The organism is Streptomyces araujoniae (assembly GCF_050871195.1).
Lineage (GTDB): Bacteria > Actinomycetota > Actinomycetes > Streptomycetales > Streptomycetaceae > Streptomyces > Streptomyces bacillaris.
In genome coordinates this window covers 6943195-6958253 of the sequence record NZ_CP194070.1, presented here as the reverse complement: position 1 = coordinate 6958253, position 15059 = coordinate 6943195, and the positions used below count along the sequence as shown (strand labels likewise).

The 15059-nt window shown below is 72.3% G+C and carries 13 protein-coding genes; 6 read left to right on the top strand and 7 right to left on the bottom strand.

The annotated features are described in order from the left end of the window. The first annotated feature begins 141 nt into the window (after window positions 1–141). Window positions 142–1737: a M1 family metallopeptidase gene (locus ACQ9ZG_RS29645; RefSeq protein WP_109914040.1), complete on the top strand. Its 1596-nt coding sequence runs from the start codon at window positions 142–144 to the stop codon at window positions 1735–1737. 52 nt (window positions 1738–1789) lie between these two features. Here the strand turns inward: ACQ9ZG_RS29645 and ACQ9ZG_RS29640 are convergent, their stop codons facing one another. Further along, the gene (locus ACQ9ZG_RS29640; RefSeq protein WP_499281400.1) at window positions 1790–2710 is read right to left on the bottom strand and encodes an oxygenase MpaB family protein; all 921 of its coding nucleotides are present in this window, start codon (window positions 2708–2710) and stop codon (window positions 1790–1792) included. A 303-nt stretch (window positions 2711–3013) separates the two neighbouring features. Here ACQ9ZG_RS29640 and ACQ9ZG_RS29635 point away from each other — a divergent pair, with 303 nt between their 5' ends. Then, window positions 3014–3745 (top strand): MerR family transcriptional regulator, encoded by a 732-nt coding sequence (locus ACQ9ZG_RS29635; RefSeq protein ID WP_109915619.1) that lies wholly within the window; start codon window positions 3014–3016, stop codon window positions 3743–3745. Between the two features lie 36 nt (window positions 3746–3781). Here the strand turns inward: ACQ9ZG_RS29635 and ACQ9ZG_RS29630 are convergent, their stop codons facing one another. From ACQ9ZG_RS29630 to ACQ9ZG_RS29615, 4 genes are read right to left on the bottom strand one after another with little or no spacing between them, the layout of a single operon-like run. Continuing rightward, window positions 3782–5956, bottom strand: coding sequence for a 3-hydroxyacyl-CoA dehydrogenase NAD-binding domain-containing protein (locus ACQ9ZG_RS29630; protein WP_109915618.1), 2175 nt, complete (start codon window positions 5954–5956; stop codon window positions 3782–3784). A 36-nt stretch (window positions 5957–5992) separates the two neighbouring features. Continuing rightward, window positions 5993–7207, bottom strand: a complete 1215-nt coding sequence (locus ACQ9ZG_RS29625; RefSeq protein ID WP_109915617.1) for an acetyl-CoA C-acetyltransferase — start codon at window positions 7205–7207, stop codon at window positions 5993–5995. A 48-nt stretch (window positions 7208–7255) separates the two neighbouring features. Continuing rightward, entirely contained in the window at window positions 7256–8398 is a 1143-nt protein-coding gene (locus ACQ9ZG_RS29620) for an acyl-CoA dehydrogenase family protein (protein WP_084990874.1), read from the bottom strand. Between the two features lie 8 nt (window positions 8399–8406). Beyond that, the gene (locus ACQ9ZG_RS29615) at window positions 8407–9543 is read right to left on the bottom strand and encodes a CaiB/BaiF CoA transferase family protein (protein ID WP_499281399.1); all 1137 of its coding nucleotides are present in this window, start codon (window positions 9541–9543) and stop codon (window positions 8407–8409) included. A 272-nt stretch (window positions 9544–9815) separates the two neighbouring features. Between ACQ9ZG_RS29615 and ACQ9ZG_RS29610 the strand changes: the two genes are divergently transcribed. Continuing rightward, window positions 9816–11006: a saccharopine dehydrogenase family protein gene (locus ACQ9ZG_RS29610; protein WP_109917213.1), complete on the top strand. Its 1191-nt coding sequence runs from the start codon at window positions 9816–9818 to the stop codon at window positions 11004–11006. 71 nt (window positions 11007–11077) lie between these two features. Here the strand turns inward: ACQ9ZG_RS29610 and mmpA are convergent, their stop codons facing one another. Together mmpA and ACQ9ZG_RS29600 are read right to left on the bottom strand one after the other, a co-directional pair. Continuing rightward, window positions 11078–11224, bottom strand: a complete 147-nt coding sequence (gene mmpA, locus ACQ9ZG_RS29605; protein ID WP_018491998.1) for a morphogenic membrane protein MmpA — start codon at window positions 11222–11224, stop codon at window positions 11078–11080. A gap of 178 nt (window positions 11225–11402) precedes the next feature. Next, window positions 11403–12095, bottom strand: a complete 693-nt coding sequence (locus ACQ9ZG_RS29600) for an endonuclease V (protein WP_028418717.1) — start codon at window positions 12093–12095, stop codon at window positions 11403–11405. Window positions 12096–12148: 53 nt separating this feature from the next. Here ACQ9ZG_RS29600 and ACQ9ZG_RS29595 point away from each other — a divergent pair, with 53 nt between their 5' ends. The 3 genes from ACQ9ZG_RS29595 (at window position 12149) to ACQ9ZG_RS29585 (ending at window position 15024) form a co-directional block, all read left to right on the top strand. Continuing rightward, entirely contained in the window at window positions 12149–12451 is a 303-nt protein-coding gene (locus tag ACQ9ZG_RS29595) for a YciI family protein (protein ID WP_028418716.1), read from the top strand. A gap of 265 nt (window positions 12452–12716) precedes the next feature. Beyond that, the gene (gene ssgD, locus ACQ9ZG_RS29590; RefSeq protein WP_028418715.1) at window positions 12717–13130 is read left to right on the top strand and encodes a spore wall synthesis regulator SsgD; all 414 of its coding nucleotides are present in this window, start codon (window positions 12717–12719) and stop codon (window positions 13128–13130) included. 262 nt (window positions 13131–13392) lie between these two features. Next, window positions 13393–15024, top strand: coding sequence for an ATP-binding cassette domain-containing protein (locus ACQ9ZG_RS29585; protein WP_109917214.1), 1632 nt, complete (start codon window positions 13393–13395; stop codon window positions 15022–15024). Window positions 15025–15059: the final 35 nt, after the last annotated feature.

Genomic DNA, 15059 nt, shown 5'->3' with positions numbered 1-15059 from the left:
CCACTCCGACCGGTCGCACGGCCGGGCCGGGACCCTCCCCTGCCCGGTCGCACGGCCGAGCGGGAACCAACCCCCGCCCGGTCGCCCGGCCGGGCCGCGACATCCCACGCCCGGCCGACCGTCCGACGATTTGGAGTATGCGTGCACCGCAGATTCATCGTCCCCAGCGCCCTGGCGGCCACCCTCGTGCTGGCGATCCCGGCATCGGCCGCGACCGGCACCGTGGGCGCCCCGGGTATCGGCGACCGCTACTACCCGGCGGCCGGAAACGGCGGCTACGACGTCTCCCACTACGACCTGCGGCTGAAGTACCAGCCGTCGACCGACCTGTTGGAGGGCACGGCGACGATCCTCGCCACCACCACGCAGGAGCTGACCCGCTTCAACCTCGACTTCGGACTCCCCGTCTCCGAAGTGCGGGTCAACGGCAGGGAGTCCGCCTTCGCCAGGAGCGGTGACCAGGAGCTGGAGATCACCCCGGCGGACCGCCTGACGAAGGGCAGGGACGTCTCGGTGGTCGTCCGGTACGCCGGAAAGCCCTCCGAGCTGAAGATCAACGGCTGGACCGCCTGGGCCCGCACCCCGGACGGCGGCGTCGCCGCGCAGGAGCCGGAGTCGGCGGTCTGGTGGTACCCGAGCAACGACCACCCGCTCGACAAGGCCACGTACGACATCTCGGTCTCCGTGCCGGACGGCACGCAGGCGATCAGCAACGGCGTTCTCGTGTCGCAGAGTTCGAAGCTCGGCTGGACGCGCTTCAACTGGCGCTCCGACAAACCGCAGGCCACGTACCTCTCGACGCTCGCGGTCGGCAGGTTCGACATCACGACGGACAGGACCGCCGACGGTCTGCCGGTGCTCAACGCCTACAGCAAGGACCTCGGCCCCCACGCCGGTGCCGCCCGCGCCAGCATCGAGCGGACCACCGAGGTCGCGGAGTGGCTGACCGAGGTCTTCGGCCCGTATCCGTTCAACGCGCTCGGCGGCTATGTGCCCAACGTGGCCAGCGGCTTCGCGCTGGAGACCCAGACGCGGCCGTTCTACAGCCCCCGGCAGTTCGCGAACGGCGCCAACGTCTCGGTCGTGGTCCACGAGATCGCGCACCAGTGGTACGGCAACAGCGTGTCGGTGAGCGGCTGGAAGGACATCTGGATCAACGAGGGGTTCGCCCGCTACAGCCAGTGGCTCTGGTCGGAGAAGGAAGGCGAGGGCACCGCGCAGGAGCTGGCGGACTACGTCTACGCCCAGCACCCGGCGGACGACCCGTTCTGGAAGGTGAAGCCGGGCGACCCCGGTCCGGACAAGCAGTTCGACATCGCCGTCTACGACCGGGGAGCGCTGGCGCTCCAGGCGCTGCGCAACGAGGTCGGTGACGAGACGTTCTTCGCCCTGCTGAAGGGGTGGCCGACGGAGAAGGCGCACTCCAACGCGACCGTGGGCGACTTCCTGCGGTACGCGGAGCGGGTCTCGGGCAAGCCGCTGGCGACGCTGTTCGACACCTGGCTGTACCAGCCGAAGCGGCCGGCGGTCCCGGCGGCGGCCTCGGCGGGGATCGCGAAGGACGCGCTGTCGTCCCGGGCGGCGGTCGGGCCGGAGCGGCCGGCGTCGTGGAAGAAGATCGCGGCGACGAACACGGTCCACGACCACGGGGCCCACGGCCACGACAGCCACGGCCATGATCGGGGCAGCCAGGGCGGTCACGGCGGCGACGGTCATCGGGGGACCGACCACCGCTGATCCAGCGATACGCGCCGCACGCACGGCGTCAGGGGCGTCGGAGCGGCGAGGTTCAGCCGTTCCGGCGGCCCCCGGCGGTGGCGTACGCGGCGCGGGCGGCCCGCGCCCTCGGCAGATACCGCAGCCGCTCCGGGAGTACGGGGACCACCGCCCGCACCACCGCGCAGAACCGCCGCAGCCGCCGCTCCTGGGCATCTGTCCACGGCAGGCCGATCGCCGCGCGGGCGTCCGGCGGCATGAGCCCGATGGTGACGAACCGCCGGAAGCGGGCGAGCGGCGGCAGGAGCACCGGCCACAGGGCGCGCAGGATCAGCCGCAGCGGCCACGGGCCCCGATCGGGTGCGGGCACCGGCTGGCCGACGTCGACCAGTTCGCGCACCACGGTCGTCGCCTCGATCTCCCCGGCGAGCATCGTCTCCCAGTACGGCCGGAACTCCTCGATGGTCTGCGGCATGTCCCGGTCGTGGATGCCGAGGATCCGCCCGACCTGGAGCCACTCCGCGTACAGGGCCCGCTCCTGCGCCGGGGTCATCGGCCGGATCAGATAGCGCGCCGCGTGCCGGTAGACCGGGAAGCCGGTGGCGTGCACCCAGGCGTAGTTGGCGGGCGTCAGCGCGTGGTAGGCACGGCCCCGGGTGTCGGTGCCCCGGATGGTGCGGTGGAGCCGGCGCAGTCTGCGCCCCTCCGCGGCGGCCCCGTCGCCGCCGTACACCCAGAGCTGGAGCGAGCGCAGGGAGCGTTCGCCGCGCCCCCAGGGGTCGGTGCGGAAGACGGAGTGTTCGTCGACGCCCGCTCCGACGGCCGGGTGGGCGACCTGGAGGGTGAGGGCCGCGGGCAGCATCAGCAGGGCCCGGACGTCCCCGGACAGGCTCCAGAGCACGCCGCCGGGCGGGGGCGGCAGGGGGTCGTCCGCGCTGCTCGTCCCGTGCTCCCGCGGCTCCGGCGGGACCGCCGTGTGCCGGTCTTTCCTCATCCCTTCATGATCCCTCGTCCGTGGGAGAACCATGAGGCCGGGGCCTCGTGCCCGCCTCCAGGACAGCCCCGGCCTCCCCGCCCGGCCCTGCCCGGGCGCCCCGCCCCGGCCGATGCCCCCGTACATACGTGATCCCCGACATGCCTTCACCGTACGGCCCGGCACTGACAACGGGGTCGGCGAGCGGGGCGGGCACGGGGCGGGGCCGGGGTGGACGGCGGGGCCTCGGTGCCGGAGACTTTCACAGTGGTGGTGAGACAGCGGAACTGTCCGATACAGGGGTCCGAAGTGCGGGGAGCAGAGATGGCGACGGGGACCGACGAGCCCACGCTCACGGTGGACGAGCTGGCGGCACGCGCCGGGGTCACCGTACGCACCGTGCGGTTCTACAGCACCCGGGGCCTGCTGCCGCCCCCGGTCATCGGGCCGCGCCGGGTCGGGCACTACGGGGCCGACCACCTCTCGCGGCTCGCGCTGATCGAGGAGCTCCAGCACCAGGGCATGACGCTCGCCGCGATCGAACGGTACCTGGAGCAGTTGCCGCCCGACCTCAGCGCCCGCGATCTGGCGATCCACCGGGCCCTGGTGGCGTCCTGGGCACCGGACACGGCCGAGGACATGACGCGGGCGGAGCTGGAGAAGCGGGCGGGGCGGGCGCTCACCGGGCCGGACGTGGACCGGCTGGCGGCGATGGGGGTGCTGGTCCGGGCCGAGGAGGACGGCGGAACGTACCGGGTGGATCTCGGGCTGCTGCGGCTCGGGGTCGAGCTGCTGGACGTGCCGATCGCCCACGAGACGATCCTCGCGGCCCGGACCGTGCTGCTGGAGCACACCCGTTCCGCCGCCCAGGAGATGACCCGGCTCTTCCGGGACGAGGTGTGGAATCCCTACCGCGAGCAGGAGGGCGATCCGGAGCATGTGGCCGCGATGAAGTCGCTGTCGGCCCATATGCAACCGATCGTCGTCCAGGCGCTGGTGACGGCCTTTCAGCGATCGCTCAAGGAAGAGCTGCGGGCCGCGTTCACCGCCGAGTGACGGTGGACGCGGCCCGCGTGGAAGCCCGCCCACGGCTCAGTCGTGGAAGGTCTCGCCCTTCTCCGCCTTCTCCACGAGCAGCGCGGGCGGCAGGAACCGGTCGCCGTAGCGCTCGGCCAACTCCCGGGCGCGGGCGACGAATCCGGGCAGGCCGCCCTCGTAGCCGTTGATGTACTGGAGCACACCGCCGGTCCACGGCGGGAAGCCGATGCCCATGATGGAGCCGATGTTGGCGTCCGCGACGGAGATGAGGACGTTCTCCTCCAGGCAGCGGACGCTGTCCAGCGCCTCGGAGAAGAGCATCCGCTCCTTCATGTCCTCGAAGGGGACCTCCGCGTCGGCCTTCGTGAAGTGCTCGCGCAGGCCCGGCCAGAGACCGGTGCGCCTGCCCTCCTCGTCGTAGTCGTAGAAGCCCGCTCCCCCACTGCGGCCCGGGCGGCCGAACTCGTCGACCATGCGGTCGATGACCTCGTCCGAGGGGTGGCCGGGCCAGGTGCCGCCGGCTTCCTCCACCGCGCGCCTGGTCTCGTTGCGGATCTTGCGCGGCAGGGTGAGGGTCAGGTCGTCCATCAGGGAGAGCACCTTGGCCGGATAGCCGGACTGGGCGGCCGCCTGCTCGACCGAGGCGGGCTCCACACCCTCGCCGACCATGGCGACGCCCTCGCTGATGAACTGGCCGATGACGCGCGAGGTGAAGAAGCCGCGCGAGTCGTTGACGACGATCGGCGTCTTCTTGATGCGCCGTACGAGGTCGAAGGCGCGGGCCAGCGCCTCGTCGCCGGTCCGCTCGCCCTTGATGATCTCGACCAGCGGCATCTTGTCGACCGGGGAGAAGAAGTGCAGGCCGATGAAGTCGGCCGGGCGGGAGACGCCTTCGGCCAGGACCGTGATGGGGAGGGTGGAGGTGTTGGAGCAGAGCAGCGCGTCGGGCTCGATGACCTCCTGGATCTCCTGGAACACCTTGTGCTTGAGGCCGGTGTCCTCGAAGACGGCCTCGATCACGGCGTCGCAGCCCGCGAGGTCGGCCACATCGCCGGTCGGGGTGATCCGGGCCAGCAGTTCGTCGCGCTTCGCCTCCGTCGTGCGGCCCCGGGAGAGCGCCTTGGCGAGCAGCTTCTCGCTGTACGCCTTGCCCTTGGCGGCCGCCTCGGTGGAGACGTCCTTGAGGACGACCTCGATCCCGGCCCTGGCGCAGGAGTAGGCGATGCCCGCGCCCATCATCCCGGCACCGAGCACGGCGACCTTGCGGACCGGGCGCTCGGGGATGCCCTTGGGGCGGCTGGCACCGGAGTTGACGGCCTGGAGGTCGAAGAAGAACGCCTGGATCATGTTCTTGGAGACCTGGCCGGTGACCAGCTCGGTGAAGTACCGGGCCTCGATGGTCAGGGCGGTCTCGAAGTCGACCTGGGAGCCCTCGACGGCCGCCGCGAGGATGTTGCGCGGCGCGGGCATGGGCGCGCCCGCGAGCTGCTTCTTCAGGTTGGCCGGGAACGCGGGGAGGTTGGCGGCGAACTTGGGGTTGGACGGGGTGCCGCCGGGGATCTTGTACCCCTTGACGTCCCAGGGCTGCCGGGACTCGGGGTTGGCGTCGATGAAGGCGCGGGCCTTCTCGGTCATCTCCTCGCGGGTGGCGGCGACTTCGTGGACGAGGCCGTTCTCCAGGGCGCGCCGCGGGGTGTACTGGGTGCCCTGGAGCAGCACCTTGAGCAGGGCGTCCGCGATGCCCATGAGGCGTACGGTGCGGGTGACGCCGCCGCCCGCCGGGAGCAGGCCGAGGGTGACCTCGGGGAGGCCGATGCGGGAGCCGGGGGCGTCGAGCGCGATCCGGTGGTGGGAGGCGAGCGCGATCTCGTAACCGCCGCCGAGGGCGGCGCCGTTGATGGCGGCGACGACGGGCTTGCCGATGGTCTCGATGCGGCGCAGCGAGCGCTTGATGGCGGTGCCGGTGCCGAAGGCGGCCTGGGCGTTCTCCGGGCCGACCTTGATCATGTCCTTGAGGTCGCCGCCCGCGAAGAAGGTCTTCTTGGCGGAGGTGTAGATGATGCCGCGGATGGAGTCCTTCTCGGCCTCGGCGCGGTCCGCGATGGCCTCGATGGAGTCCTTGAAGGCCTGGTTCATCGTGTTCGCGGACTGGTCGGGGTCGTCGAGGACGAGGGTGACGACGCCGGTCTCGTCCTGTTCCCAGCGGATGGTGGTGCTCTCGGTCGTCATGTCGGTGTCTTCTCCGTAAGCAGGTGGGGCTGGAGGTCAGATGCGTTCGACGATCGTCGCGACGCCCATGCCGCCGCCGACGCAGAGGGTGACCAGGCCGAACCGCTGGTCGCGGCGCTCCAGTTCGTCGATGACGGTGCCGAGGATCATCGCGCCGGTGGCGCCGAGGGGGTGGCCGAGGGCGATGGCGCCGCCGTTGACGTTGACCTTGTCCAGGCTCAGGCCCATGTCCTTGACGAACCGCAGGACGACCCCGGCGAAGGCCTCGTTGATCTCGACGAGGTCGATGTCGTCGATGGTCAGCCCGGCCTTGGCGAGCGCCTTGCGGGTGGCGGGGGCGGGGCCGGTGAGCATGATGGTGGGCTCGGAGCCGGAGACGGCGGCGGAGACGATCCGGGCGCGCGGGGTGAGGCCGTAGCGCTCCCCGACCTCCTTGGAGCCGATGGCGACGAGGGCGGCGCCGTCGACGATGCCGGAGGAGTTGCCCGCGTGGTGGACGTGGTCGATCTTCTCGATCCAGTGGTACTTCTGCAGCGCCACGGCGTCGAAGCCGCCCATGTCACCGATGGCGGCGAAGGAGGGCTTCAGGGCGGCGAGGGAGTCGGCGGTGGTGCCGGGGCGCATGTGCTCGTCGTGGTCCAGGACGAGCAGGCCGTTGCGGTCCTTGACGGGGACGACGGAGCGGGCGAAGCGACCGTCCTTCCAGGCCGCGGCGGCGCGCTCCTGGGAGAGGGCGGCGTACTCGTCGACGTCGCGGCGGCTGAAGCCCTCGACGGTGGCGATGAGGTCGGCGCCGATGCCCTGCGGGGCGAAGCCGGTCTCGAAGCTGGTCATCGGGTCCATCGCCCAGGCTCCGCCGTCGGAGCCCATCGGCACCCGGGACATCGACTCGACGCCTCCGGCGAGCACCAGGTCCTCCCAGCCCGAACGGACCTTGGCGGCGGCCAGGTTGACGGCCTCCAGGCCCGAGGCACAGAAGCGGTTCTCCTGGACGCCCGCGACGGAGTCGGGGAGCCCGGCCGCGATGGCGGCGATCCGGGCGATGTCGGAGCCCTGGTCCCCCAGCGGGCTGACCACGCCGAGGACGATGTCGTCGATGACGGCCGGGTCGAGGTCCGGGAAGCGGCCCTGGATCTCGTGGATGAGGCCGACGACCAGGTCGATCGGCTTGGTGCCGTGCAGGGCGCCGTTGGCCTTGCCGCGGCCGCGCGGGGTGCGGATCGCGTCGTAGACGAATGCTTCGGTACTCAAGACAGCTGCCTTTCGGGGGTGGTGGTGAAGAACGAGGGGCCCGGGGGCTCAGGCGAGCAGCGAGCGGCCGATGATCTCCTTCATGATCTCGGTGGTGCCGCCGTAGATGGTCTGGATACGGCCGTCGGTGAACGCCTTGGCGACCTTGTACTCGCTCATGTAGCCGTAGCCGCCGTGGAGTTGGAGGCAACGGTCGGCGGTGCGCTTCTGGAGTTCGGTGGCCCACCACTTGGCCATCGAGGCGTGGACGGCGTCCAGCGTCCCGTCCGAGTGGTCGACGATGCACCGGTCCAGGAAGGTGCGGGTGACCGCGCACTCGGTGGCCATCTCCGCGATCTCGAAGCGGATGTGCTGGAGCTTGGCCAGCGGCCGTCCGAAGGCCTCGCGCTCCTTGACGTACTGCGTGGTGATCTCCAGCAGGTGTTCGGCGGCGGCGATGGCGGCGACCGCTATGCCCATGCGCTCCTGGGCCAGGTTGGTCATCAGGTGGAGGAACGCGCCGTCGAGTTCACCGAGGAGGTTCTCCTTGGGGACCCGGACGTCGTTGAAGAACAACTCCGCGGTGTCCTGCGACTTCTGGCCGATCTTGTCGAGGTTGCGGCCGCGCTCGAACCCTTCGGCACCGCGCTCCACGACGATCAGCGAGAGCCCCTTGGCGCCGCCGTCGGGGGTGGTCTTCGCGACGACGATGACCAGGTCGGCCAGGATGCCGTTGGAGATGAAGGTCTTGGAGCCGTTGAGCAGCCAGTGGTCGCCCTTGTCCTCGGCGGTCGTGCGGATCGCCTGGAGGTCGGAGCCGGCGCCCGGTTCGGTCATGGCGATGGCGGTGATGGTCTCGCCGGAGCAGAAGCCGGGCAGCCACCGCCGCTTCTGCTCCTCGGTGGCGAGGCCGGTGAGGTACGGGCCGATGATGTCGTTGTGCAGGCCGATCGCGAGGCCCGGCGCCCCGGCCCGGGTGAACTCCTCGGCCAGGACGGCGCTGTAGCGGAAGTCGGTCGAGCCGCCGCCCCCGTACTCCTCGGGGACGGCGAGGCCGAGCAGCCCGGCGCGCCCGGCGGCGAGCCAGGCGTCCCGGGAGACGATGCCGTCCTGCTCCCACTGCTCGTAGTACGGGAGCACCTCCTTGGCCAGGAAGGCCCGGACGGTCGCGCGGAACGCGTCGTGCTCCTCGGTGAAGATCTGGCGTTGCACGGGGTCTCCTAGTCTCGGGGGGTGGGCCGGAGCCCCGGTACGTCCCAGTCGGCGGCGACGGCGTCCGTGTCGGCGCCCGGCCGTGCGGGGCCGCTGCGGACGGAGGCGGGGGTGGCGGAGAAGCGCGGGGCGGGGGCGGGCTGGGTGATGCCGCTGTGCTCGACGTAGGTGGAGCGGGCGGCGAGGTGCGGGTGGTGCGGTGCCTCGCGGAGGGAGAGGACGGGGGCGACGCAGGCGTCGGTGCCCTCGAAGACCTCGGTCCACTCCGCACGCGTACGGGTCAGGAAGCGCTCGGTGACGGCGGCGCGCAGCTCGTCCCAGCGGGCGAACTCCCACCGGTCGGGGAAGGCGTCAGCCAGGCCGAGGAGGCGGGCGAACTCGGCGTAGAACCGCCCCTCCAGCGGGCCGACCGCCATGTGGCCGCCGTCGGAGGTGGCGTAGGTGCCGTAGAAGGGGCAGCCGCCGTCCAGCAGGTTGGTGCCGCGCCGGTCCTGCCAGCTTCCGGCGGCCAGCATGCCGTGGATCATCGAGGCGAGGTGGGAGGCGCCGTCGACGATCGCCGCGTCCACCACCTGCCCCGTGCCGCCCGGGGTGCGGGCGTGCTGGAGGGCGGCGAGGACTCCGACGACGAGGTAGAGCGAGCCGCCCGCGTAGTCCCCGACCAGGTTGGCGGGGACCACCGGCGGCTCGTCCGGGCTGCCGATCATGGAGAGGGTGCCGGTGAGCGCGAGGTAGCCGATGTCGTGCCCGGCCCGCTCGGCCAGCGGCCCGTCCTGGCCCCACCCGGTCATCCGCCCGTAGACGAGCTTCGGGTTCCGGGCGAGGCAGGCCCCGGGTCCGACTCCGAGCCGTTCCGCGACACCGGGGCGGTTCCCCTCGATCAGGATGTCCGCGCGTTCGACCAGGTCCAGGACGCGTCCGGCGCCGGCCTCGTCCTTGAGGTCGACGAGGACGGAGCGCTTGTTGCGGTTGGTGATGTCGTACGCCGGGTCGATGCCGAGGGCCGGTCCGCCGGGCCGGTCGACGCGTACGACATCGGCGCCGAGGTCCGCCAGCACCATCCCCGCGAACGGTCCGGGACCGATCCCCGCCAGCTCGACGACACGGACTCCCGCCAGCGGTCCGTGCTGCCCCGTGCTTGCCATCCGTGAGCCCCCAGGGGTGTGACACAACCGATGTAACATCAACGATGCTAAGAACGCGCCCGGCTCGGCACAACCCCCCGGGCCGAGCAAGCGCTTAGTTCTCGCCGTGACCGTGATCCTCCCGCATCCTCGCCGGACCTTCCACGCGGCCACGCCCGAGGCCGTGGCCGCCCTCCCTCCGCCCCGCACCCCCCGCCCGGCCGCACGCCCGCCGCTCCCCTCCGCTAGCCTGCCTGCCACATCTGTGCCGCCCCTCGCCCCCGGAGGCAGTCGTGAACAGGCAGAACGAGGCACCTCGCCCGCTGGACGTCGCCCTTTTCGGCGCCACCGGTTTCGTGGGGGTGCTCACGGCCGAGTACCTGGCGGCGCACGCCCCCGCCGGGCTGCGCTGGGGGCTGGCCGGCCGCAGCCGCGCCAAGCTGGAGCGGCTGCGCGACCGGCTGACCGCTCTCGAACCCTCCTGCGCGGAGCTGCCGTTGCTGGAGACCGACGCGGACGACGCGGACGCGCTGCGCGAACTCGCGCACTCCGCACGGGTGGTGGCCACGACCGTGGGGCCGTACGTCCTGTACGGCGAGAAGCTGGTCGCCGCCTGCGCCGAGGCCGGGACGGACTACCTCGACCTCACCGGCGAGGCCGAGTTCATCGACCGGACGTATGTGCGCCACGACGCACGGGCCCGGGAGACGGGCGCGCGGATCGTGCACGCCTGCGGCTTCGACTCCGTACCGCACGACCTGGGCGCGTACTTCACGGTGAAGCAGCTGCCGGAGGGGGTGCCGCTCACCGTCGACGGGTTCGTCCGCAGCAACGCCGTCTTCTCCGGCGGTACGTTCGCCTCGGCGCTCACCGCGATGGGCCGCGGACCGCAGATGCTGCTCGCCGCCCGGGAGCGACGCCTGCACGAGCCCCGCCAGGTGGGCCGCCGCGTCCGCACCCCGGCCGGATCCCCGCACTTCAACGGGGCCGTCGGCACCTGGGCGCTCCCGCTGCCGACCGTGGATCCGTCCATCGTGGGCCGCTCGGCGCGGGCGCTGGAGCGGTACGGCCCCGACTTCCGCTACCGCCACTTCGCCTCGGTCAAGACCCTCCCGATGGCCCTCGGCGGCCCGGCGGCCGTGGGCACGCTGGTCGCAGCCGCGCAGGTGAAGCCCGTACGGGAATGGCTGATGGGGCGGTACGAGTCGGGGCAGGGCCCGGACGCCGAGCGCCGCGGGCGGAGCTGGTTCACCGTCCGCTTCGTCGGGGAGGGCGGGGGCCGGCAGGTCTTCACCGAGGTGTCCGGCGGCGATCCCGGCTACGGCGAGACGGCCAAGATGCTGGCCGAGTCGGCGCTCAGCCTCGCCCTGGACAAGCTCCCGGAGACCTCCGGCCAGGTCACCACGGCGACCGCGATGGGCGACGCGCTGCTGGACCGGCTGACGGCGGCGGGGATCCGCTTCCGGGTGGCGGCGGTGCGGTGAGACTCCGCTTCCGGGTAGCGGCGGTGCGGTGAGACTCCGCTTTTGGGCAGCTGCCGCGCAGTGAGACTCCGCTAGAAGATCCAGCTCACCAGCGTGTAGAGCATCGCGCCCAGCCAGACGAGACCGACGACCCCGCCGAGGGCCATGCCGAGCGCGACGCGGCGCTGGGCGGGGTCGATGGGCCGGGCGGTCCGGATGGCCGTACGAGAGGTGTTCATACGTTCAGCCTGCCCAGCAAGATCGGTTTACGCCATCCGTACGGATACTCAGTCGGCCGGATACTCTGCCGCCCGCCGGCGAAATCCGGTGGCACGGGCCGTCGGAGGCGGGTGACGGTTCGTCCCATGGGCAACTCCCGGGCGTATCCCGTGAGGACCCGCCGGAGGGGATGGTCCCTCAGGCCGTGGCCTCCCGCAGGGTCTGCCGGCAGAGGGCGTCCGCGCGGCGGGTGCTCTCCGGCTGGCGGAAGCGGCGGGCCAGGCGGAGGGTGTGGGCGCAGGCGTTGTCGAGGTCGATCCGGTGGCCCACGGAGACGAAGATCGGGTTGGTGTTCTCCTGGGTGCGCAGGGCCCGGCCCACCACCTCGTCGCCGTCCAGCAGCGGGGAGAAGTCGCCGCGGCGGGGGCCGGGGGCTTCGTAGGAGAAGGTGAACGGGTTCTTGCCGACGCCGATCACGGGCAGCCCGGTCAGCACGCCCAGGTGGCTGGCGAGGCCGAAGCGGCGGGGGTGGGCGAGGCCGTAGCCGTCGCAGACGACCAGGCCGGGGTCGACGGTCAGCGACTCCAGGGCCTCCAGCGCGGTGGGGATCTCGCGGAAGGCCAGCAGGCCGGGGACGTAGGGGAAGGTGATCGTGCCGACGGCGGTGGCCTCGTCCACGGTCTCCAGGGTCTCGGCGTCCAGGACGACGGCCGCCGCGACGACCACGTCCTTCTCGTCGTCGTACGCCACGTCGATCCCGGTCACCAGCCCCGTCCCGGGCGCCGGACCCGGCTCGTCCAGCACCACCAGGCCGCGCAGGCGGTCCTGGATCGCCCGGCCCTCGGCTTCGTCCGCGGGGGTCTGATGGGCGGGAGGGGGCTGCGTAGTCATGACCAGCAGCTTAGGCGGTGTCGGGGTACGCCCGGTCCCGTAGCCTGGCGATCATGTTCGTACTCGAATTGACCTACACCGCCCCGGTCGAGCGCGCGGACGCGCTGATGCGGGAGCACATCGCGTGGCTCGACGAGAGTTACGCGGCGGGTGTCTTCGTCGCCTCCGGCCGCAAGAACCCCCGGGACGGCGGGGTGATCCTCGCCGTCGGGACGGACCGGGCGCGGATCGAGGAGATCGCCGCGGCCGACCCCTTCGCCGTGCACGGTGTCTGCTCCTACCGGATCACCGAGTTCACCGCGACGAGGACCGCACCGGAACTCGCCTCCCTCAAGGAGGAGTTGCCCGGTCAGTAGGCCGGACGGCCGCCCCCTCCCCTCGGCCGGGGCCCCGCCCGACGCGGTGCGTGGCCGGGAAGCGGGCAGGAGGGGCGGGGACGCCGGTGCACCGGAGGAGACGCCGGGCGTGGGCGGGGCACGTGTGCGGCCGGGCGGTGGCACCCCGGCGGTGGCACCCCGGCGGTGACGCAGCTCACGCAACCCGCCGGTGCACGGATCGTCGGGTTCCGTCGTCTACTCCAATGCCGGGAACCGTTCACCCAGCCGCGAGAGGGAGCAGGTCTTGACCAGCGTTATCGAGCAGTCCGTGCAGGCCCGCATGGTCGCGTCCGCGCCGCGGATGGAAACCCTGCCCGCCACTCTGAGTTACGACGTCACGGACCCCTTCGCCGTACGCATGGCGTTCCCGGCCCCGGCGACCCTGGAAGGGACCGAGGTGTCCTGGGAGTTCTCCCGCGAGCTGCTGACGGCCGGGATCGACGCACCCGCCGGGGAGGGGGACGTCCGGGTCCGGCCGTTCGGGTACGAGCGGACGGTGCTGGAGTTCCACGCGGCGGAGGGCATCGCCATGGTCCACGTCCGCACGGCGGAGCTGCGCCGCTTCCTGGAGCGGGCACAGGAGCTGGTGCCGGCGGGTGACGAGCACCGCCACCTCGACCTGGACCGGAATCTGACCGATCTGCTCGGCGGCGCCTGAGACCCCGGCGCGGCGCGCTCGCGCCGCCCCCCTGGCGGCTCGGACTCCCGCGCCGCGGAAAACCCGTTGCCGGGCCGGGTGTCCCGCTTCTACCTTCGTGATGTCCCTGTTGCCGTCGATCGGAGAAGGACGTTGCTGATCTGAGCCCCCACACCGTGCGGCGCCGCCACGCCCTGCCGTGGCCGCAGGCGCTCCCGTGTGCGATCTCAGCGCATCAGCCGATCGTCCCTTCCGCTCTCCTCGACGTGCACGGGAGTCCCGTATGTCATCCTCCGGCATCCATGTCAGCTGTACCTCCCTCTCCTTCTCCTGGCCCGACGGCACCGGGGTGTTCTCCGGCTTCGACTTCGCCGTGGGCCCCGGCCGCGCCGGGCTCATCGGGGTCAACGGGTGCGGCAAATCCACCCTGCTGCGGCTGATCGCCGGTGACCTCACCCCGCTGGAGGGCGGGATCGAGGTCCGGGGCGGGCTCGGTCATCTGCCGCAGACCGCCACCCTGGACACCGCGCTCCGGGTCGACGAGGTGCTGGGCATCGCGGAGCGGCGCGCGGCGATCGACGCCGTCGAGGCCGGTGACGTACGCGCGGAACGGTTCGCCGTGATCGGTGACGACTGGAACGTGGAGCAACGGGCCCACGCCACCCTGGAGGGGCTCGGCCTCGGCGCTCTCGGGCTGGACCGGACCGTCGGGGAGATGTCCGGCGGCGAGTGCGTGCTGCTGCGGCTGGCGTCCCTGCTGCTGGCCCGGCCCGGGGTGCTGCTGCTGGACGAGCCGACGAACAACCTGGACGCGGTGGCGCGCGGGCGGCTCTACGACGCGGTCGACGCCTGGAGCGGAGCGCTGCTCGTGGTGAGCCATGACCGGGAGCTGCTGGAGCGGGTCGACCGGATCGCGGATCTCCGGGACGGCTCGGTGACCTGGTACGGGGGCAACCTGTCGGCGTACGAGGAGGCGATCGCGGTCGAGCAGGAGGCGGCGCAGCGCATGGTGCGGGCGGCGGAGTCCGACGTCCAGCGGCAGAAGCGCGAGCTGGCCGAGGCCCGTGCGAAGTTGGCCCGGCGCAGGCGGTACGGGCAGAAGATGTGGGACACCAGGCGGGAGCCCAAGGTGGTGATGGGCCAGCGCAAGCGGTCCGCCCAGGAGTCGGCCGGCAAGCACCGCATCCTGCACACCGAGCGGCTGGCGGAGGCCCGGGAGCGGCTGGTGGAGGCGGAGTCGGCGGTCCGCGCGGACGAGGAGATCCGGATCGAGCTGCCGGCGACACGGGTGCACCCGGGGAGCGAGGTGCTGCTCCTGCGCGACCCCGTACCGCCCTACGGGCCGCCGCTGCGCGGCGAGTTGGTGGTGCGCGGGCCCGAGCGGATCGCACTGACCGGGCGCAACGGGGCCGGGAAGACAGCCCTGTTGCGCACGATCGCGGGCGAACTGGCCCCGCTCTCGGGGGAGGCCACGGCGCTGCTGCCGCTGGGGTTCCTGCCGCAGCGGCTGGACTCGCTGGACGACTCCCGGTCGGTGGCGGAGAACGTGAAGCGGTCGGCGCCGGGTCTGAGCGACAACGGGGTGCGGGCGCGGCTCGCGCGGTTCCTGATCAAGGGCGCGGCCGCCGATCTTCCGGCGGGGACGCTGTCGGGCGGGGAGCGGTTCCGGGCGGCGCTGGCGATGCTGCTGCTGGCGGACCCGGCGCCCCGGCTGCTGCTGCTCGACGAACCGACGAACAGCCTGGACCTGGCGAGCGTACGGCGGCTGACCGAGGCCCTGGCGGCGTACGAGGGGGCGGTGATCGTGGCGAGCCACGACGTACCGTTCCTGGAGTCGATCGGGATCACCCGCTGGCTGTCGCTGGACGGGGAGCTGCGGGACACCTCGCCGGAGGAGGTGCGGGCGGGACGGTGAGGGGCGGTGGCGGCGGGCGTTCGCCGTGGCCGCGC

What these genes read in the sequence shown, in the direction of transcription:
- ACQ9ZG_RS29640 (WP_499281400.1), bottom strand. Translation starts at nt 2,710, where the DNA reads ATGAGGAAAGACCGGCACACGGCGGTCCCGCCGGAGCCGCGGGAGCAC.
- ACQ9ZG_RS29635 (WP_109915619.1), top strand. Translation starts at nt 3,014, where the DNA reads ATGGCGACGGGGACCGACGAGCCCACGCTCACGGTGGACGAGCTGGCG.
- ACQ9ZG_RS29630 (WP_109915618.1), bottom strand. Translation starts at nt 5,956, where the DNA reads ATGACGACCGAGAGCACCACCATCCGCTGGGAACAGGACGAGACCGGC.
- ACQ9ZG_RS29615 (WP_499281399.1), bottom strand. Translation starts at nt 9,543, where the DNA reads ATGGCAAGCACGGGGCAGCACGGACCGCTGGCGGGAGTCCGTGTCGTC.
- mmpA (WP_018491998.1), bottom strand. Translation starts at nt 11,224, where the DNA reads ATGAACACCTCTCGTACGGCCATCCGGACCGCCCGGCCCATCGACCCC.
- ACQ9ZG_RS29600 (WP_028418717.1), bottom strand. Translation starts at nt 12,095, where the DNA reads ATGACTACGCAGCCCCCTCCCGCCCATCAGACCCCCGCGGACGAAGCC.
- ACQ9ZG_RS29595 (WP_028418716.1), top strand. Translation starts at nt 12,149, where the DNA reads ATGTTCGTACTCGAATTGACCTACACCGCCCCGGTCGAGCGCGCGGAC.
- ACQ9ZG_RS29585 (WP_109917214.1), top strand. Translation starts at nt 13,393, where the DNA reads ATGTCATCCTCCGGCATCCATGTCAGCTGTACCTCCCTCTCCTTCTCC.